Raw genomic sequence first — 19,733 nt, 5'->3', positions numbered from 1 at the left:
ATGACAGATACGACATTCACGCCCCGCGTTTTCTCTGGGATTAAACCCTCTGGCGGGCTGACGCTGGGCAACTACCTTGGTGCGATCAAACGGTTTGTTGGCATGCAAGGCCAGATGGAAACCATCTATTGCGTCGTCGACATGCACGCGATCACGGTCTGGCAGGACCCAAAAGAGCTGGCCAATATGACCCGCGAAGTTGCTGCTGGCTATCTGGCCGCTGGCCTTGATCCGTCGCAATCGATCCTTTTCAACCAAAGCCAAGTCGCGGCACATGCGGAACTCGGCTGGATCTTTAACTGTGTGGCGCGTGTCGGCTGGATGAACCGCATGACCCAGTTCAAAGACAAAGCAGGCAGCAACGCTGAAAAAGTATCGCTAGGCCTATACGCCTACCCATCACTGATGGCCGCTGACATTTTGCTGTACCACGCAACCCATGTGCCCGTGGGCGAAGACCAAAAGCAGCACGTTGAACTGACCCGTGACATCGCCGCCAAGTTTAACCACGATTACAAAACCGACTTCTTTCCGATGACCACCCCAGTCATCGAAGGACCAGCCATGCGCATCATGAACTTGCGTGACGGAACCAAGAAGATGTCAAAGTCAGGCGAAAGCGACATGGAGCGCATCAACATGACCGATGATGCTGACAAGATCGCCAAGAAGTTCAAAAAGGCGAAAACCGATCCAGAGCCACTGCCCGAAACAGTCGAAGGGTTGGCTGACCGCCCAGAGGCACGGAACCTTGTCGAAATCTATGCCGCACTGGACGACACAACACCCGAGGCCGTGATCGCACAGTACCCCGGTGCTGGATGGGGAACATTCAAACCCGCACTTGCTGATCTTGCCGTCGCTAAACTGGCCCCCATTTCCGAAGAAATGGCACGGCTGATGGACGACCCCGCTGAAATCGACCGTATCTTGGCGGTAGGTTCGGACAAAGCGCGCGCAATTGCGGAACCAATCCTGAAAAAAACTTATGACATCGTTGGATTGCTCCGCTCCTCATAATCGGTCCACATGAACCGAAAATTTGGCGCGTAAATTACAGCTTTGAGAAAAGGCAATTTTATGACGACGAACCGTCCCAGACTACTCAGAAACTACTTCGATCAAGAAATAGCCTCATATCAAGTCTTGAAAGAATCTCGGGAAAATACCGCTTATCTCTCAGACAAATTAAGTAAGTGGATTAGTCGGACGCGACAATCATGGAAGTCGCTTGATAAAAAGGGTGTCACTATTCCGGTAGATTTCCTAAAACCCTACCCATTTCCAAAAGAAGAATTCCTGCCCAATAACTTTGACGCCATCGTTAATACGTCGCAGCGCATATTTGAGATGGTGCAACCAAAATATCAGTTGCGTGCGCATAACGTACTGCGCGAGTTCGATCGGTGTTTGACGCTATTTCCAGAAGTACTGGATAGCGCCAAACCCTACGATATATTGGAACTATCTTCCGGCGGATGCGGCGGCGCAGAGGTAGCAAAGCACTTTGGGAATACATATCAGGCTACTGACTTCCTTGATGGGCGCGGCTCGGTATATGCGCCTATCCATAATGCACTCAACCTGCCAGTTATCGGGTTTGATGGATCGAAAACTCCGTACGCTTTCGACGACAATTCTTATGATATCGTCGCTTGCTTTCAGGCAATCGACGCATACGGATACGAAGAGCACTACGAGACGTTTATAGACGAAATGCTACGCATAGCCCGAAAGAAAGTTGTACTTGTCTTCAATCCAGGTCTTCGCGCGAAGCATGATAAGATTGAAAACGGTTATGAACTATTAATCCGAGACCCGTTAATAAAACGGTACAATGGTCTCAACTTCCAGAAATGCCCATCAACCGGGATGCCCGCGGTTACCATCTGCCCCGACGATCAGGTTTAGCTAATCGGGAACGGGCCATCACCGCGTTCGCTAACGCATTTTCTAATACCCACCGTACTGTCAAGACCGTCACAAAACTGAATCGCGCCGCCCCGACCATGGGGTAGCGTCGCATCGATTCGCTCTGCACGCCCCGCCCGGGCGTCATCGCCCCGCCCAGTAGGACGCCCCGGTATACGAGGCGTTCGGTGTCCCCCGGCATCGAACGCCAACGTATTGGCTGTGTTTCAATTTCATTGCCAGCACACGAACTATGCTCCAATATCGGCTTAAACGGGAGAATGCTAACGATGCGCAAGTTTCTGGTCGTACTGGACGATAGCCGAGAATGCCTGAATGCAATGCGCTTTGCTGCTATGCGCGCTGCCAAAACAGGGGGTGGTGTTGCGATTTTATCTGTGATCCCGCCAGATGAATTTAACCACTGGATTGGCGTGGGTGAAATCATGCGCGCAGAGGCACGTGAAAGGATCGAAGTCCATTTCGAGGTCTTTGCAAAATGGATGCGTGACCGTCAAAATGTACACCCTGAATTGGTCATTCGCGAAGGCGAACCAATGCACGAGATCATTAACCACGTGAGTGAAGACCCCGAAATTGGGGTTCTTGTTCTAGGCGCAGGTACTGACAACAAAGGCCCCGGCCCATTGGTCACACAGCTATCGCGTCAATCCGGTAGCCTGCCAATTCCAATAACAATTGTACCCGGTGACCTTTCGAAAGAACGCCTTGAAGCCATTACCTAGTTTAGAATCGTTCCAAACCTTGACATAGACCTGTCCAAGGCGCATATCAGAACCCTGACAAAAAAGGTTTGCATCATGTTCATTCAGACGGAATCAACGCCGAACCCGGCAACGCTCAAATTCCTGCCCGGCCAGAACGTGCTAGAGGTGGGTACTGCCGATTTCCCGACCCTTGAGGCGGCTGAGAATTCTCCGCTCGCGAAGCGCATCTTTGCGGCTGGAAAAGTGACTGGTGTGTTCTTTGGCAATGATTTTGTCACTGTAACGAAGGCTGACGACGTCGAATGGGACCACATCAAACCCGGTATTCTGGGCGCGATCATGGAGCATTACCAATCTGGCCAACCAGTTATGGCTGACGACCACGCCCCGGCAAGCGGCCACGCCGAACACTCCGGCGAAGACGGCGAGATCGTAAACCAGATCAAAGAACTGCTAGACACCCGTGTCCGCCCTGCCGTTGCCCAAGACGGCGGCGATATCACGTTCCACGGGTTTGAGCGCGGCGTCGTTTATCTGCACATGCAAGGTGCTTGCGCAGGTTGCCCATCATCCACTCTGACGCTGAAAATGGGCATCGAAAACCTGCTACGCCACTACATCCCAGAGGTGGTCGAGGTGCGACCCGTTGCAGCCTAACACCAAAGTCATCGCATTTGACACTTCGGCGGCGCATTGCGCCGCCGCTTTGTTGTTGGGCGACCGAATTATCACCCGCATCGATGAAATGTCCAAAGGACAAGCCGAACACCTGATGCCCATGCTTGAAGAAATGCTGGCGGTAGAGGGACACACGTGGCGTGATCTTGATGCTATCGGCGTCGGGACAGGACCGGGCAATTTCACGGGCATTCGTATCTCAGTCTCTGCTGCCCGGGGTCTATCGCTTGGCCTTGGGAAGCCTTCGATTGGTGTTTCTAACCTAGAAGCCCAGACTTTTGGACTGAAAGGACCATTAGTCTCCTGCCTAGACGCTCGTCGAGGCCACGCGTACGTGCAAGTCTTTGTCGGTGACGCGATGACACCCCCTAGAATATGCGCATTGACAGCATCAGAGTTACCGAAATGGCATGACGGCTTGAAACCACGCGTTGTCGGATCATTAGCCGAACCAATTGCAGAGATCATGAATTGCGACACGGTGGAAGCCCCCAATCCGATAATCGAAGGCATCGCATATTTTGCAGCGTCCCGTATCGACACGACCACAGACCGCCCCACCCCGCTCTACGTACGCGCGGCTGACGCTGCTCCTCCTCGTGATCAAGCGCCAGCGATATTGCTGTGACCCCTGAAACGCTTGCTGAAATTCATGCCGCTGCATTTCCAAACGCGCGGTCATGGTCGGCAAAAGAATTTTCAGCGCTGCTTGAGCAACCGGGATCGATTCTATCAGGGGACGAGCGCTGCTTTGCTTTGCTGCGTGTTATCTTCGATGAAGCCGAAGTTTTGACCCTTGCCACCGCACCTAAGCATCGCAGAAAGGGCTTGGCCAGCGTTGCATTAGGACAAGCCGAGGCATTTGCCCAAAAATCAGGCGCCTCCAGCGTTTTTCTCGAAGTCGCCGAAAATAACGAAGCCGCAAAAGCCTTATATGCAAAAGCAGGTTACACCCAAGTGGGCCGCCGCCGCCGTTATTATATGCCCAAAGATGGGGCAGCCGTCGCTGCACTGGTTTTAAGTAAGCAACTTCAGGTCGTGTAACCCGACGTAAGCCTTTAATATAAAGCCCCAAACAACGCCAAACACCACGGGCGAAACGAAAAAGCAGTTGATCTTCCGCGTCAGTCAGGGCCTTATCGGCTGATGGACCGACGTAAAGATCGGCTCGGCTTTTGATAGAGGCGGCGAATTGCGCCGATCAAACCTCGTATAACGACTTGGGAGACCCAAATGACTCTTGCACAAAAATTTCTAGGCGCGTCTGCCGCGCTTGCACTGACAGCTGGCGCAGCGGCCGCTGACCCCGCCATCCTTTTTGACCTTGGCGGCAAATTCGACAAATCCTTCAACGAAAGCGCCTATAACGGTGCAGAGCGTTGGGCGGCCGAAACTGGCGGTTCTTATGCTGAAGTTGAAATTCAATCTGACGCACAACGCGAACAAGCGATCCGTCGCTTTGCCGAATCTGGCGCAAACCCAATTGTCATGGCTGGTTTCTCTTGGGGAACACCACTGGCAGAGGTTGCTGCTGATTACCCAGACACGAAATTCGCTATCATCGACATGGTTGTTGACGCGCCAAACGTACGCTCAGTTGTGTTTAACGAACAAGAAGGGTCATACCTTGTGGGTATGATGGCTGCGCTGACATCTGAAACAGGCACTGTTTCATTCATCGGCGGCATGGACATCCCACTGATCCGTAAATTCGCATGTGGTTACGCACAGGGCGCCAAAGCGGCAAACCCAGATGTGACAGTGATCTCTAACATGACAGGTACTACACCTGCGGCTTGGAACGACCCGGTTAAGGGTTCTGAACTAACACTTGCACAAATCAGCCAAGGTTCTGACGTTGTATTCGCGGCAGCTGGAGGCACAGGCGTTGGCGTTCTGCAAACTGCTGCAGACGAAGGCATCCTGTCCATTGGTGTTGATGCGAACCAGAACCACCTGCACCCAGGAAAAGTTCTGACATCCATGATGAAACGCGTTGATACTGCTGTTTACGACGCAATGTCTGATGGCGCTGATATGGAAACCGGCTTTAACGTGATGAGCGTTGCGAACCACGGTGTTGGCTTTGCAATGGACGCAAACAACGAAGGTATCGTTGGCTATGACGTTCTGGCGGCTACCTACGCTGCTGCAGCTCAGATCGAAGCTGGCGAACTGGCCGTTCACGACTACTCTAGCGACGAAACATGCCCCGCGCTTGATTTCTAAGCTGTTCTAATAAAAAGAACGACCAACGCCGCGCGAAGAAATTTGCGCGGCATTCCCGTTTAACATGAGGTAGAACCAATGGTAGATGCGACGAACAAGTTCTTCGCGGCATGGTCTATGCAAGATCCAAGTGCGCAAGCGGAGGTGATCGAGCAGTGTTTTGCCGAAAATGGCACCTATTCTGACCCACGATCAGGTGAACGCCTGTCGGGTGCGACCGCCATTGCAAATTATGTTGCCATGTTCAGCGCAAATGCTCCCGGTTGGGGCGCCGAAGTGACCAAAAGCGACAGTATAAACAACTACACCCGCGCCATTGTTCAGTTCAGCGGCAAAGGCCCAGACGGACAAGAAATGGCCCAACACGGAACCTATTTCGTGGATACCAATGCTGACGGCCAGATCATTGCGATCGCAGGGTTCGTCGGCGAAACGCCTGCAGATTAAGACACCTAAGAACGACCTTTGGTTGGCCAAAAATCGGCCAACTTCGAAATTAAAGGCCCCACTATGACCCAAGCCCCCGCAATCGAACTCAAAGGCATTTCTAAGGCCTTTGGACCCGTGCAAGCCAACAAAGACATCTCGATTCGTGTGATGCCCGGCACAATTCACGGGATCATTGGTGAAAACGGTGCGGGTAAATCGACGCTGATGTCGATCCTCTATGGCTTTTACAAAGCCGACGCTGGCGAGATTTTCATCGCAGGCGAAAAGAAAAACATTACCGACAGCCAAACCGCCATCGCGGCAGGTATCGGAATGGTGTTCCAGCACTTTAAACTGGTCGAAAACTTCACGGTGCTTGAGAACGTGGTGCTAGGGGCCGAGGATTCCGGCCTGCTTAAACCGTCGCTCGCCCGTGCCCGCCGCGAACTGAAAAACCTTGCTGAAGAATACGAACTGAACGTTGATCCCGATGCGGTCATCCAAGACGTCGGTGTTGGGATGCAGCAGCGTGTCGAAATCCTGAAGGCGCTCTATCGCAAGGCCGATATCCTCATCCTCGACGAACCAACAGGCGTGCTTACCCCTGCCGAGGCTGACCATCTTTTCCGCATTCTGGAAAACCTGCGTCGCGAAGGCAAAACGATCATCCTGATTACGCACAAACTGCGCGAGATCATGGAAATCACCGATACGGTCAGCGTCATGCGCCGTGGCGAAATGACCGCCACCGTCAAGACATCCGAGACAAACCCAGCCGAACTGGCCGAACTAATGGTCGGTCGCAAAGTACTTCTGCGCGTCGACAAGGCCCCTGCCCAGATCGGGCGCAAGATCCTTGAGGTCAAAGACCTGAACGTCACCGATGCAAAGGGTGTTCACCGCCTCAAAGGGATCAGCTTTGATGTGCATGCAGGCGAAATCCTTGGGATCGCTGGTGTCGCAGGCAACGGCCAGTCTGAACTGCTTGAGGTTCTGGGCGGCTATGAAAAAGCCACTGGCAGCATCAAGATGAACGGCGAAGAAATCGACCTGACCGGTGCGAAATCTGACGGCCAAAGCCGCCGCGCACGTGGCATCGCCCACGTTCCCGAAGATCGTCAGCGCGAAGGGCTGATCATGGACTTCCACGCGTGGGAAAACACCGGATTTGGTTACCACCGCGACGCCCGCTATCAAAAGAACGCGCTGTTCATGGATAACGCCGCGCTTAAGAAAGATACCGAAGAGAAGATGGCCCGTTTCGACGTGCGGCCACCTGACCCAACACTCGCCGCGAAAAGCTTTTCCGGCGGCAACCAACAGAAAATCGTTCTCGCCCGCGAGATTGAACGCAACCCCGATTTGCTGCTAATCGGCCAGCCAACACGCGGTGTGGACATCGGCGCAATCGAATTCATCCACCAGCAGATTGTTGCACTAAGGGATCAGGGCAAGGCAATTTTGCTGGTTTCAGTAGAGTTAGAAGAGATTTTGTCGCTCTCAGACCGGATCGCTGTTATGTTTGACGGAAAAATAATGGGCGAGCGGATGCCTCAAAATACAGACGAAAAAGAACTCGGGCTTCTCATGGCCGGGATGAGCGGAGGCGATTCCTAATGGACGTGATGCCAAAATGGGCTGACGTGATCCTGATTCCAGTGATCTCGATCATTCTTGCTGCTATTCTGTCTGCGCTCGTGATCCTCGCGATTGGTGAAAACCCTTGGGCCGCACTTAAGCTTATGGTCAGTGGCGCGCTCGGTTCCACCTATGGCTGGGGCTATACGATCTACTACGCTACCAACTTTATATTCACCGGCCTTGCTGTTGCGATTGCGGCACAGGCAAAGATGTTCAACATCGGCGGCGAAGGTCAGGCTTTGCTTGGCGGTTTGGGCGTTGCGATCGTGTGTTTGTACATCCCATGGCCGCACTGGACAGTAGCGCTAATTGGCGCGGCGGCTGCGGCGGCCCTATTTGGGGCCGCATGGGCTGCTATTCCTGCGTTCTTGCAAGCCAAACGCGGCAGCCACATCGTTATCACAACAATCATGTTCAACTTTATCGCTGCTGCGCTGCTGAACTTCCTGCTGATTGGCGCGCTCAAGGCACCGGGCATGGAACCAGCAACATCCAAATTCCCGGAACCCGCGCATCTGCCATCCTTCCAAGACATGTTTAACTTTGGCGACACCACGTTTTTCCGTGGCGCGCCTGCGAACGTGACATTTTTTGTGGCACTGGCGGCATGTTTGTTCGTTTGGGCATTGGTCTGGCGTACGCGTCTTGGTTACGAAATTCGTTCATTCGGGGAATCTGAATCTGCCGCGAAATACGCAGGCATCAGCCCCACAAAAATCATCATGGTCACCATGCTTATTTCCGGCGCACTTGCCGGTATGATGGCCATCAACAACGTACAGGGCGAGGCCGAACGGCTGGTCCTGAACGCAGCAGAGGGCGCTGGCTTTATTGGCATCGCCGTCGCGCTTATGGGTCGCAACCACCCCTTTGGGGTTCTTTTGGCGGCCCTTCTTTTCGGCTTTCTATATCAAGGCGGCGCAGAACTCGCCCTATGGACGTCGATCCCCCGTGAGTTGATCATCGTAATACAGGCATTGGTGATCCTCTTTACGGGTGCACTAGACAATATGGTGCGCATGCCGCTCGAGCGGCTATTCCTGGCAATGAGGAGAGCATAAAATGATGGCAGGACCCTTTAAAATAGGTGTCGATGATGACACCGGCGCAGATCTGGGCTTTGTGCTCAGCTGTCTTGCGCTTGGCATGATCACGATGGAAGAGCTCCACATGTGGATCCATCACGTGATTGCACAAACACCCGGCGGCGACGTACCACCACATTTGGTGGCACTGCTTGCACTGCAAAAACCCGCAAGCGTATTCCGCCCGAATGAGGCAGTGATGCGCCGCATCCCACACGACCCATTCATCACGGACGACCGTTTTGACGCAATGCTGGGGCTACAGTTCTTCTTGCGCCGTGACAAAACCCAAGCCGTCGACATCACACAGGCCGAGGCAGAAGACGCCCTTCGCCGGAACCCAGAAGTGGCTGACCGCTTCTTTGCCCTATTTCCATTCTTGATGGAGAAAGTTGCCTAAATGGACTTTGCGACCCTCTTGCAGATGCTAGACGCGACCCTGCGTCTAGCGACCCCGCTTTTGCTGGCCTGTTTGGCTGGCCTGTATTCCGAGCGGGCCGGGATTTTCGACATCGGGCTAGAGGGCAAGATGCTGGCGGCGGCGTTTATGTCGGCAGCGATTGCATCTGTCACAGGCGACGTTTGGCTGGGACTATTGGCAGGCATCGGTGCATCGATGCTGCTGTCTGGTATTCACGGATTGGCATCGATCACCTTCCGTGGAAACCAATTGATATCCGGGGTCGCGATCAACTTTCTTGCGGCGGGCTTAACGGTCGTCATCGCGCAAAGCTGGTTTAAACAGGGTGGTCGTACGCCGCAATTGGCTGGTGATGCGCGTTTTAACCCAATCGACCTGCCTTTCGCAGAGCAGTTACGCGATGTGCCGGTGTTTGGAACGATCTATTACGAACTCATTTCGGGTCATACGATCCTTGTATATGTGGCGTTGTTGCTCGTACCTACGACATGGTGGGTTCTTTACCGCACCCGGTTCGGCCTGCGCCTGCGTGCCGTGGGTGAAAACCCAGCGGCCGTTGATACCGCAGGTGTTTCGGTCATCGGCCTACGCTTTGCGGCTGTGGCGATCTGTGGCGTGCTTTGTGGTATTGCTGGCGCTTATCTGGCGACAGCGCTGCAAGCTGGCTTTACCAAAGACATGAGCGCCGGTCGCGGCTATATCGCTTTGGCCGCGCTTATCTTTGCGAAATGGCGCCCATGGTACGCGCTGTATTCGTGCCTGTTGTTCGGTTTCCTTCAGGCGATGGCGCTGCGGTCCGACGTTGTTGAAAACGTCATTGGCTTTGCGCTGAACAACCAACTGCTGGACGTACTACCGTTTATCCTCGTGGTTATTCTGACTGGTTTCGTCGGCAAGGCCGCTGGTCCCAAAGCTGGGGGGCAAGCCTATGTCAAAGAACGCTAAGGCGCTTGCTGACCAAATTCGCGGCATCGCTGGCGATGCACCCGTCCAGATAGGTCTGATCCTCGGATCGGGCCTTGGGCACATTGCAGACACTGTTGACGGCGTCGCGATCCCTTATGGCGACCTACCCGGTTTTCCACACGCGGGCGTGTCCGGACATAACCCCAACCTTGTGATCGGTGATCTCGAGGGCGTGCGTGTTGCCGTCTTCGGTGGCCGCGCGCATTATTATGAAAACGGCAAAGCCGACGCCATGCGCCTCCCGCTCGAGGTATTGCGCGAACTTGGTGCGGATCGCGTGATCGCGACCAATGCTGCCGGGTCGATGCAGGCTGACATGCCGACCGGGTCCATCATGTGCCTGTCCGACCATATCAACTTTTCCGGGCTGAACCCGCTGATCGGTGAACCAACTGACGCACGCTTTGTCCCGATGAAAGACGCCTACGATCCTGAAATCCGTGCGGCGTTACGCAAGGCTGCGGATACGGCAGATGTCGAAATGGCCGATGGCATTTACGCTTGGTATTCTGGCCCATCGTTCGAAACACCCGCTGAAATTCGTGCGATCAAATTGCTTGGCGCTGATGCCGTGGGCATGTCCACTGTGCCAGAGGTTATCCTTGCGCGTTTCCTTGGGCTAAAGGCTGCCGCGATTTCGACGATCACCAACATGGCAGCCGGGATGAGCGACGAGAACATCAGCCACGAACACACCAAGGCCATGGCCCCCATCGGCGCGGCCAAGCTGGAAAAGGTTCTGCGCGGGTATTTAAAGGCGCAGGCCTAGGTCTGCATTCCTCTCACTAAATCGGCAATTCAGCACCTCGCGTGCATTAAATTTGTGCGACCGTTTGACACTCCGACAGGAAACGGTTTTGGTGTGTGTACAGGCACAAACGCCCGGATCAGTTCATGCAAGTTTACCTTCCCATCGCCGAAGTATCGGTGAACGCTTTTCTTCTGTTAGGGATCGGCGGATTAGTCGGGATTTTGTCGGGAATGTTTGGCGTTGGAGGCGGGTTCTTGATCACGCCACTTCTGTTTTTTATCGGCATCCCACCAGCCGTAGCCGTCGCAACAAGCACGAACCAAGTTGTCGCTTCGTCATTTTCCGCCCTTCTTGCCCACCTCAAACGAAAAACTGTCGATATGGTGATGGGAACGGTGCTGCTGATTGGCGGGCTTATTGGGTCTGCGCTTGGGGTATTGCTATTTAGCTACCTGAGATCATTGGGTCAGGTCGATCTGCTTGTCCAGCTTTGTTATGTGCTGTTCCTTGGCGTGATCGGCGCGTTGATGTTTGTCGAAAGCCTGAATGCGATACGCCGTGCCAACAAACCCGGTGCGCGTATTACACGTCGCAAACATGGTTGGGTACATAACCTGCCCATCAAGATGAAATTTCGGGTTTCGGGGCTTTATATCTCGGTCATTCCGCCAATTCTTGTGGGGATGTTCGTTGGTGTCCTTGCCGCGATCATGGGCGTTGGTGGCGGGTTCATCATGGTACCCGCGATGATCTATTTGCTGGGAATGCCTACCAAGGTCGTGATCGGCACATCGCTGTTTCAGATCATCTTTGTTGCTGGCTTTACGACGGTTTTACACGCCACGACGAACCACTCAGTTGACGTAGTACTAGCCCTACTTCTGCTGATCGGCGGCGTCATTGGTGCCCAGTTTGGCACACGCCTTGGTGTACGGATGAAGGCCGAACAGCTGCGCATTCTTTTGGCAACGCTGGTGTTGGGGGTCTGCCTAAAGCTAGCAATTGATCTGTTGATCAAACCGACCGAGCTTTATTCTTTGACGGCGGGAATGTGATGATCCGGTTTATCGCATTCCTACTAATCTGCGCCCTGCCCGCTCATGCGGAAGAAGAAATCGTGCTTGGCCTGTCACAGGACCAAGTCGCAATCACCGCGACATTCGAAGGGTCCGATATCCTCGTGTTTGGCGCGGTAAAACGCGAAACTCCTATCCCTGACAAAAGCGAACTTGGCGTGATCGTCACGATCGCAGGGCCAGATCAGCCCGTCGACATCTGGCGCAAAGATCGTCGTGTTGGAATTTGGATCAACACAGATGAAGTCGAAGTAGACGCGGCCCCGTCATTCTATGCAGTCGCAACATCCGCACCGATGCGCGATGTGCTGCATCACGTCGAAGACCTGCAATACCGCATTACAACCCCCCGCACGATCAAGGCAATTGGCGGTCAGGTCAGCGACAGCGTCGCCTTTATGAACGCCCTGATCCGCATTCGCACAGACGAAGGATTATACCAGCGTCTTGAGGGAGCGATTGACCTTGAAGAGGACACGCTATTTCGGACTGCGATTACGTTGCCCGCGAACTTGACCGAAGGGACCTACGAGGCGCGTATATTTCTAACCCGCAATGGTCGTGTGATCGACGAATACCGAACCGAAATCCCGGTGCGAAAGGTCGGGTTAGAGCGTTGGTTATATAACCTCGCCCACAATTACGCCCTGCTGTACGGGCTGATGTCGCTGGCAATCGCTGTCGGCGCCGGTTGGGGTGCATCCGCGATCTTTGGGATGTTGCGCCGCTAACCGCGCCCGATATGTGGCATCTTCGTTGCCATCACCATCATCGTCTGCACGTTCGCCTCTGCGGGAAGCGAGGCCATGTGGTAAACAGACCGCGCCACATCTTCGACCGCCATTGTTGGCAAAGGATCTAGCCCTTGGGCGGCACGCGCCTTTTCCAAGTTTTGCACCATCTCGGTACGCGCATTGCCGATATCGATTTGACCGCAAGCAATATTAAAAGCCCGCCCATCAAGGCTAATCGTTTTGGTTAGGCCAGACACACCGTGTTTCGCGGTCGTATAGCAGATCGAACCTTCGCGCGGGGTGTAAGCCGAAATAGAACCGTTGTTGATGATCCGCCCACCTTGTGGCGTCTGGTATCGCATCTGCCGGAACGCGGCACGCGCACATAGAAACATGCCCGTTAGGTTCACGTCGATCACCTGCTGCCAATCCGACAGCGCGATTTCGTCGATGGTTGTTTGCGGACCAAACATGCCAGCGTTGTTAAACAACACACCCAAATGCCCGAAATCAGCAAAGGCGCCATCAACCGCTGCCTCATCCGTCACGTCGCAGGGCAAGTGCACCGCGTTAGCGTGGTCAATTTCCGCTAGCGCATCCGCACGACGCGCGATCAGCCCAACACGCCAACCGTTGTCTAGGAAATGTTCAGCTGTGACGCGCCCAATACCACTGCTGGCGCCAGTAATCATGATTGTCTTCATGGTTCCTCACTTGTCAGTTCTAGGGGCGCGGCCGGGACTTCAAGGTCGTCAACACGCAATACGCCATCTGGCCGTGCCAAACGGTTTCGAACGACCCAACGCAGCTGCGTTTCCGCACGGGTAATTGCAACATAGGCTAACCGCTTCCACAACGGCTGTCCTGCCTCAACACGGCCCATGCGGCTGGCCGCGTAAATATCAGGGGCAAAGACCTGCACCGTGTCCCATTGCGAACCTTGCGCCTTGTGAATGGTAACGGCTGCACCATGAAGGAACGTGGCCCCCATACGGGCAGCAAAGGGGATAAACGGCTCTTCATCGCCTTCTTGTTCGATCTTCACGATACTTGCTGCGCTGACCTGTGGATCCTCAGCGCCCATCACATGCAAGCGGGAAAACCCAGGTTTGCGACCCGGCCCAAGGTAGATCACTTGCGCGCCCTTGATCAGGCCGCGCGCCTCTAGGTCCAACCGCTTTTTGCGGTGTTTCATCGGAAGTTCGATACCATCGCAAATCAGCGGCTCGCCCGGTAGCAATTCGTCATGAGGGGCACCGAACGCAGACCGAAATGCGTGGATCAGACGAATACGGGTGGCGTTGCGCCAGACCAGACAGGGGGAACGTGCCATCAAATCGGCCTCGACCCTTTGGGCCATCACGACACGTTCATCTGTTTTTGACGCCTCTTCGACCATGCGCTCAAACGCATAGAAATCGAGCTGCGGATCAGCCAAAGCATGCGCCAGATCAAGGATCGGGTTGCCCGCGTCCTGCCGGTGGATACGGTTCAACGTTAGAACGCGCTTTTCCGGCAGGGTTTCAAATACCATCCCGCCAGACGACTGCACCGGAGGTAACTGCGCCGGATCGCCAAATAGGATCAGGGTCGGGAAAATCTCTTGCAGGTCTTCGAACTGCTTGCTGTCCAGCATCGAGCTTTCATCAACAAAGCCGATATCCAACGCTTCTTCGCGCCGCTTCCAACCCGTAATAAAATCACTGCCACGCAGACCAGCGGCCGCCAGTGCCGCAGGAATGGATTTGTTAACTTGATAGGATGCAAAGGCGCGATCAAGCGCGACATCTGTCAGGCCTTCGATTTCGGGGCGCTCACCCTGCCCGGCCAGCCATTCCGCCACCTTTTCATATTCTGGATCATAGACCGGGGTATAAAGAATCCGGTGGATCGTCGTCGCGGGAACGCCACGGTTTCGCAGCACGCTCGCGGCCTTGTTGGTCGGTGCCAGAATCGCCAGTGTTCGGCGGTCTTTGCGTTTGCGGCCTTCCCAATCGCCAGAAATGACGTCAACGCCCGCTTCTTCCAATGCTTTATAGAGCTTGGCCAACAGCATGGTTTTACCGGACCCCGCCTTGCCAATCACGGCCATTACTGACGACTTGTCAGATGCGGGCGGCATAAGCAAGCTATCGTCTAAGTCCACGCCGGATTGGCGCAGGGCGGTCGCGACGTTATCCCAAGCCTCGGCCTGATCGTCTGAAAATGTGATGACTGGTGCGTTCATGCCGCGACAGTACCTGTACCGTCGCGGCGGGACCAGTAGATTAGGCCACCTTTTGCATCTGCTGAATTGACCGCCCGAAAGAAAGATCGAACCAGCTTTCTGACACGTCAGAAGAAACCTCTGCACGCAGTAGAACACGCACACGATCTTCTGGCCGGTATGCCCATAATCCAACGCTAATCTTATCGCGGCCTTCGCCTGAACTACCCAACACTTCGGGCGATGCACCAATCATCGAATAGATTCTGACCATCCGCGGATCAAAAACCCCCAATAGATGAGTTAACGAAAACGCACGCATCAATTCGCCCCCCGCAAGCATCATAGCGGCAGCTACCCGCGGCGTCGCTTGCGCGCCCAACACAAAACGGGTGCATTCCCATATAAATGGGCTTTCAATTTTTTCACCCTTTAACAAATCACTAAAATGATCATTCACCATTGTCTGTTCAGACGTTGGTAAAAACCGCATCGATCCACCATGCGTGCCATCGGCGTTTTCCCAGATGACATAAAGCGGATTCATCGCGTCATATTCATCACGTTCCCACCCGTTGTCATCGACATGCACCGCCCATTTCAGACGCTCTGAAAACTGGGTCGCGCGGTCTCTGTGCATAGTATCTTGGAGTACAGGAAATTGAGAAAGATCATTCCCATAAATGTAACGAAGCATTCTATGCTCCCCTTGAGCCGTTAACGATGTCTCAAGGGTAGAAGCCGTCACACAGGTATTTGGTTAATTGCGCGAGCCGTTCGTTAACGTATTCTTAATAAAATGCCGCATTGCAGCGTTACCCCGAATCGCGACCAGGCCAACCACCTCGCGCGGCCTTTGCCGCACCGCCCAACACAATCAGACCTTCAGCAACGGCCCGCGCGACGGCATGGGTTGTATTCGATGCGCCCAGCTTAAAACGCGCGCTTTCAATATACGCCCGCAAAGTATGTTCAGAGATATTTAAAAACTCTGCAACCTGCGCTCGTCCATGGCCCATACCAAGATAGGTTAACGCCTCTATTTCACGCGGAGAAAGCTGACGGACTGGCTCTGGCCGACGGCGGCTTTCCAACTCCATCGCTTTGCGGTTCAGATAATGTGCGATCAAAATCCACTCTCGTTGATTGGATTTCGTGAAACTTTCCCAAGTTTCATCATCAGTAGTGTGAGATGCGGTCAACAACGCGAGCTGTCCATTCGGCCCGCGAATTGGGAAAGAAAACCCTTGATTGCCGACGCCATGAGCGATCGCATCTTTTTGAAGGGCCTGCGCCGCGCGCGACGACCAGTCAAGCGACTTCCAGTCCGCGGGATGGAAGCGTTGGAAACAGCCAATCACGACCGGATCAATACGCATATAATCGCGTTCGACATAGCGCTGCACCCAAACAGGATCGTAAGTACCGAACCCGTATTGTTCACCATCGGCGCTCAACCAATGATAGACCACATGATCAACTGCAAATTCATCACGTAAGCGCACGATCAGACCTTGAAGGTCATCAAGCGCGCCTGCCTGCTCCAATGCTTGGAGAAAACTGTCGATTTCCAGGACCGTCTCCCTGTGTCAAGTGACATGTATCTTCGACCATCCGCCCGATTTCTGCCGAAGCGACAAGCGTCGTATTTTCGAGCTGCGCTTCTAACATCGGTAGGTCGTGCGTATTCGCAAAGCGTTTCAAGTCTGCAAGTACGTCGATGATCCAATCGTGTCCCATTTTTATGTCTCTCTACTAATCATTTTTGTTTTACTGACGGCAAGAGTATCGATGAAATTTATGAAACAATAATTCATGCCTTCATACTCCCCAAAAATAGTGAGTAGACGGATTACGATTTAAAATCATTGCGATAGCAAAAAAGGCGTCACCCGTTTGGGTAACGCCTTTCTACCTTTTAACGCTGATATATGCGTTATTTCTTAGATGCCTCCAAGGTGTCGTCGAATGATCGCAAACCCGCTTTGGGGGATTGAATTAACACCGCCATATTTCCGGGCTTATGTTCATTTCTGCGCATCTTACTGTGTGCTTCTGGCAACTCATCCCAAGTAAATACTTCTGACATGCATGGATCCAAGCGGCGTTCGATCATCAGCTGATTTGCAGAACTTGCCTGCTTCAAGTTGGCAAAGTGACTGCCCTGCAAACGTTTTTGGTGCATCCACATATAACGAACATCGAAAGTCAGGTTATAGCCTGTTGTCCCCGCACAGATCACAACCATGCCGCCGCGTTTACATACGAACGTAGAAACCGGGAATGTTGCCTCGCCGGGGTGTTCAAACACGATATCGACGTTATTGCCTTTTCCGGTGATTTCCCAAATGGCTTTGCCGAACTTACGGGTTTCATTAAACCATTCCTTGTATTCGGGCGTATTTACGGTTGGCATTTGGCCCCAGCATTTAAAGTCATTCCGATTAATGACCCCTTTTGCGCCCAGCGACATGACGAAATCACGTTTTGATTCATCGCTAATTACGCCGATGGCATTTGCACCTGCTGTATTGATTAGCTGAATTGCATAGGAACCCAGACCACCTGACGCGCCCCAAACCAGTACGTTTTGACCTGGCTTTAGTTCATGTGGGTGATGGCCGAACAGCATCCGGTAAGCCGTGGCAAGCGTAAGCGTGTAACACGCGCTTTCTTCCCAAGTCAGGTGCTTTGGACGGTGCATCAACTGCTGCGATTGCACACTTGTGAACTGCGCGAACGATCCATCCGGAGTCTCATAACCCCAAATCCGCTGGCTTTCCGAGAACATCGGATCGCCACCATTACAGTCTTCATCATCACCGTCATCTTGGTTGCAGTGAATGACAACTTCGTCGCCAACCTTCCAGCGCTTAACCTTATCACCAACGGCCCAAACGATACCGGAAGCATCGGAACCAGCGATGTGGAAGTCTGCGCCGTGCACGTCAAATGGGCTGATCGGAATACCTAGTCCGGCCCAGATCCCGTTATAGTTAACGCCAGCTGCCATAACGAGAACCAGCACTTCGTGGCTGTCAGGCTTAGGCGTATCGACCACCTCTACCTGAAATGCTTCATCAGGCTCGCCGTGGCGTTCGCGGCGAATTGTCCATGCGTACATTTGATCGGGTACGTGACCGACGGGCGGCAGTTCACCGACCTCATAAAGCGCCTTTTTCGGTGCTGTTGCGGGTGCATTTTGGTCTAGGGCCATGTCGGTCTCCATTACTGAAAATCCATTTGTTGCTGCGCCGCAGAATCGACGCTCTGACTGATGGATAATATTCACTACGCAACTTTGCAACCTCATGGGGTTCACTTTTGTAATATTATGTCCGCCGCGCCGCAGCGTAACTTTGTCGAAGACGTAAAATCAGGCATAAAATTGCACGCACCGCAGCAGCGCAGGCGCATTTGGCGTCCCCGAAAACCGCAAAAGGTCGTTGATTGATTAGTTGTTTAGGTGGTGCGCGATTGAATTCGCGTAATAGGCCAGAATGTCCTGCCCGGTTTCCGTGACGCGAATACTGTCGCCATCCAGCACGACAACACCCCGCGCGACCAGACGCTCAAGCGCGTCAGCAGCGATTACAGCGGGATCACGACGTGGCAGTGGCATACGCCCAGACTTGAGCTGAGACAGCTTTTCCGTAATGCGGGCTACTAACGCAGCTTTGCTATCCACGCCGTCAAATACCAGCGTATGTGCAACGATTGGCACGCCAAGCACGGGAATGACGCTTGCAATGCGCCCCATAAGCTCTTGGGCGACCCCAGCAGTCAAATCGCCTGTCACGGTGTCACGAAACTTTGACAGCTCTAGCGGATCGCCAAAGCTGACGGATGCGGTGCCAAATGAATTGAACCGCCGCGTGACGCGCAGCCATACATGCCGACCGACACGACGCACCACATGCCAAAGAGGAGGTCTGAACTTGCGCGTACCAGAGTTGTCAGCGGCAATTAGGATCGTATCTTCAAGCACACGGTCATAGTTAATCGCCACGGGAACAAAGATTACTTCGCGCTGATCGGGGTCGAAATCTTCGATAATATAGTTCAGCAACCCAACCCGAGGTGCCGCCATTCGACCAGTAAGACTTAGCCCACCTTCAGGAAAAACAGCCTGACTAACCCCCCCGCGCGTCGCCATCTGCACATATCGGGCAAGAACCTTGCGATACAGCGCACCCCGCGACTTGCGCCGGATAAAATACGCCCCCATCGCGCGGATAATTGGCGATAGCGGCCATACCCGCGCCCATTCCCCAACGGCATAAGACAACGCGCCAGCATTTGCCGCCAGATACGTCACCAACACGTAATCCATATTACTGCGGTGGTTGATCACAAACACAACGGCAGCATCAGGATCGATTTCTGCCAATCGCTTACGGTCAAACGTCCCCAAGCGAATACGATAAAGCGACTTTGACAGCCAACGTGCCAACCTGATTCCAATGCTGAAATAGGCAGTCGCTGAAAACGAAGGCACGATTTCACGCGCGTACCCCTTGGCCCTTTCAAAGGCGACGTTTTCGGGCACGTTTTCTTTGCGGGCGTATTCAACAATGGCTTTGGTGACTTCGGGGTCATAGATCAGCCGCTGGATCATGTCATGACGACGCGCAAGCTTGAACGGCTCGATCGGACGCTGAAGGCGTTTGTTTACGCGTGCAATCACCCTTTCGGCACGCTTGCGAAAGAACCAGCGCACGGATGGAAACAGGAAATGCGACGCGAACGTCACTGCTGCAAACAGGACAATTAGGGCAAAGGCCCACAGCGGCATTGAAACGGTTTGCGTCATTGCGCGAACCTGACAGGGAAACGACCTGACGTAAATCCCATCATGCCGCAATGCAGCGAATTGAC

At 53.7% G+C, this 19,733-nt stretch carries 22 protein-coding genes; 15 read left to right on the top strand and 7 right to left on the bottom strand.

All coding sequences use genetic code 11. The features are described from left to right. The 15 genes from trpS to CLV80_RS02660 all read left to right on the top strand — a co-directional run bounded on the left by trpS (nt 1) and on the right by CLV80_RS02660 (nt 12,646). Nucleotides 1–1,020 carry a tryptophan--tRNA ligase gene (gene trpS, locus CLV80_RS02730; protein ID WP_106354575.1) on the top strand — a complete coding sequence of 340 codons (1,020 nt, stop codon included), beginning with the start codon at nt 1–3 and terminating at the stop codon, nt 1,018–1,020. Nucleotides 1,021–1,080: 60 nt separating this feature from the next. After that, nucleotides 1,081–1,911, top strand: a complete 831-nt coding sequence (locus CLV80_RS02725; RefSeq protein WP_106354573.1) for a class I SAM-dependent methyltransferase — start codon at nt 1,081–1,083, stop codon at nt 1,909–1,911. Between the two features lie 290 nt (nt 1,912–2,201). Continuing rightward, nucleotides 2,202–2,657 (top strand): universal stress protein, encoded by a 456-nt coding sequence (locus tag CLV80_RS02720; protein ID WP_106355325.1) that lies wholly within the window; start codon nt 2,202–2,204, stop codon nt 2,655–2,657. A gap of 75 nt (nt 2,658–2,732) precedes the next feature. Continuing rightward, nucleotides 2,733–3,296: a NifU family protein gene (locus tag CLV80_RS02715; RefSeq protein ID WP_106354571.1), complete on the top strand. Its 564-nt coding sequence runs from the start codon at nt 2,733–2,735 to the stop codon at nt 3,294–3,296. Next, a complete protein-coding gene (tsaB, locus tag CLV80_RS02710; RefSeq protein ID WP_106354569.1) occupies nt 3,286–3,945 on the top strand; it encodes a tRNA (adenosine(37)-N6)-threonylcarbamoyltransferase complex dimerization subunit type 1 TsaB in 660 nt (219 codons plus the stop codon). Before CLV80_RS02715 ends, tsaB begins: the two co-directional genes overlap by 11 nt. Next, nucleotides 3,942–4,361 carry a GNAT family N-acetyltransferase gene (locus CLV80_RS02705; protein ID WP_106354567.1) on the top strand — a complete coding sequence of 140 codons (420 nt, stop codon included), beginning with the start codon at nt 3,942–3,944 and terminating at the stop codon, nt 4,359–4,361. Before tsaB ends, CLV80_RS02705 begins: the two co-directional genes overlap by 4 nt. A gap of 189 nt (nt 4,362–4,550) precedes the next feature. Beyond that, nucleotides 4,551–5,546, top strand: coding sequence for a BMP family lipoprotein (locus tag CLV80_RS02700; protein ID WP_106354565.1), 996 nt, complete (start codon nt 4,551–4,553; stop codon nt 5,544–5,546). Between the two features lie 78 nt (nt 5,547–5,624). Then, nucleotides 5,625–5,993, top strand: coding sequence for a nuclear transport factor 2 family protein (locus CLV80_RS02695; RefSeq protein WP_106354563.1), 369 nt, complete (start codon nt 5,625–5,627; stop codon nt 5,991–5,993). A gap of 63 nt (nt 5,994–6,056) precedes the next feature. After that, entirely contained in the window at nt 6,057–7,592 is a 1,536-nt protein-coding gene (locus CLV80_RS02690; RefSeq protein ID WP_106354561.1) for an ABC transporter ATP-binding protein, read from the top strand. Beyond that, entirely contained in the window at nt 7,592–8,677 is a 1,086-nt protein-coding gene (locus CLV80_RS02685; RefSeq protein WP_106354559.1) for an ABC transporter permease, read from the top strand. The genes CLV80_RS02690 and CLV80_RS02685 overlap by 1 nt, the downstream gene beginning before the upstream one ends. Nucleotide 8,678: 1 nt before the next feature. Continuing rightward, nucleotides 8,679–9,101 (top strand): hypothetical protein, encoded by a 423-nt coding sequence (locus CLV80_RS02680; protein ID WP_106354557.1) that lies wholly within the window; start codon nt 8,679–8,681, stop codon nt 9,099–9,101. Next, complete coding sequence (locus CLV80_RS02675; protein ID WP_106354555.1) at nt 9,102–10,067, top strand: ABC transporter permease; 966 nt, start codon at nt 9,102–9,104, stop codon at nt 10,065–10,067. It begins immediately after the preceding gene. Then, nucleotides 10,051–10,857: a purine-nucleoside phosphorylase gene (locus tag CLV80_RS02670; protein ID WP_106354553.1), complete on the top strand. Its 807-nt coding sequence runs from the start codon at nt 10,051–10,053 to the stop codon at nt 10,855–10,857. Before CLV80_RS02675 ends, CLV80_RS02670 begins: the two co-directional genes overlap by 17 nt. A gap of 125 nt (nt 10,858–10,982) precedes the next feature. Continuing rightward, the gene (locus CLV80_RS02665; protein ID WP_106354551.1) at nt 10,983–11,894 is read left to right on the top strand and encodes a sulfite exporter TauE/SafE family protein; all 912 of its coding nucleotides are present in this window, start codon (nt 10,983–10,985) and stop codon (nt 11,892–11,894) included. After that, nucleotides 11,894–12,646 (top strand): TIGR02186 family protein, encoded by a 753-nt coding sequence (locus CLV80_RS02660; protein WP_106354549.1) that lies wholly within the window; start codon nt 11,894–11,896, stop codon nt 12,644–12,646. The genes CLV80_RS02665 and CLV80_RS02660 overlap by 1 nt, the downstream gene beginning before the upstream one ends. On the opposite strand, the gene CLV80_RS02655 is transcribed toward CLV80_RS02660, so the two are convergent. The 7 genes from CLV80_RS02655 to CLV80_RS02625 all read right to left on the bottom strand — a co-directional run bounded on the left by CLV80_RS02655 (nt 12,643) and on the right by CLV80_RS02625 (nt 19,668). Then, a complete protein-coding gene (locus CLV80_RS02655) occupies nt 12,643–13,353 on the bottom strand; it encodes an SDR family oxidoreductase (protein WP_106354547.1) in 711 nt (236 codons plus the stop codon). The genes CLV80_RS02660 and CLV80_RS02655 overlap by 4 nt on opposite strands. Continuing rightward, the gene (locus tag CLV80_RS02650) at nt 13,350–14,876 is read right to left on the bottom strand and encodes an ATP-dependent DNA helicase (protein WP_106354544.1); all 1,527 of its coding nucleotides are present in this window, start codon (nt 14,874–14,876) and stop codon (nt 13,350–13,352) included. Before CLV80_RS02650 ends, CLV80_RS02655 begins: the two co-directional genes overlap by 4 nt. A gap of 40 nt (nt 14,877–14,916) precedes the next feature. Continuing rightward, nucleotides 14,917–15,552, bottom strand: coding sequence for an acyl-homoserine-lactone synthase (locus tag CLV80_RS02645; protein ID WP_106354542.1), 636 nt, complete (start codon nt 15,550–15,552; stop codon nt 14,917–14,919). A 118-nt stretch (nt 15,553–15,670) separates the two neighbouring features. Next, a complete protein-coding gene (locus tag CLV80_RS02640) occupies nt 15,671–16,402 on the bottom strand; it encodes a helix-turn-helix transcriptional regulator (RefSeq protein WP_106354540.1) in 732 nt (243 codons plus the stop codon). Next, a complete protein-coding gene (locus CLV80_RS02635) occupies nt 16,380–16,595 on the bottom strand; it encodes a hypothetical protein (protein ID WP_106354538.1) in 216 nt (71 codons plus the stop codon). Before CLV80_RS02635 ends, CLV80_RS02640 begins: the two co-directional genes overlap by 23 nt. A gap of 196 nt (nt 16,596–16,791) precedes the next feature. Next, nucleotides 16,792–18,072, bottom strand: coding sequence for a crotonyl-CoA carboxylase/reductase (gene ccrA / locus CLV80_RS02630; RefSeq protein WP_106354536.1), 1,281 nt, complete (start codon nt 18,070–18,072; stop codon nt 16,792–16,794). 237 nt (nt 18,073–18,309) lie between these two features. After that, entirely contained in the window at nt 18,310–19,668 is a 1,359-nt protein-coding gene (locus tag CLV80_RS02625) for a 1-acyl-sn-glycerol-3-phosphate acyltransferase (protein WP_106354535.1), read from the bottom strand. Nucleotides 19,669–19,733: the final 65 nt, after the last annotated feature.

It is taken from the genome of Yoonia maritima, from assembly GCF_003003285.1.
Classification (GTDB): domain Bacteria; phylum Pseudomonadota; class Alphaproteobacteria; order Rhodobacterales; family Rhodobacteraceae; genus Yoonia; species Yoonia maritima.
This window is presented reverse-complemented; position numbering and strand designations above follow the sequence as displayed.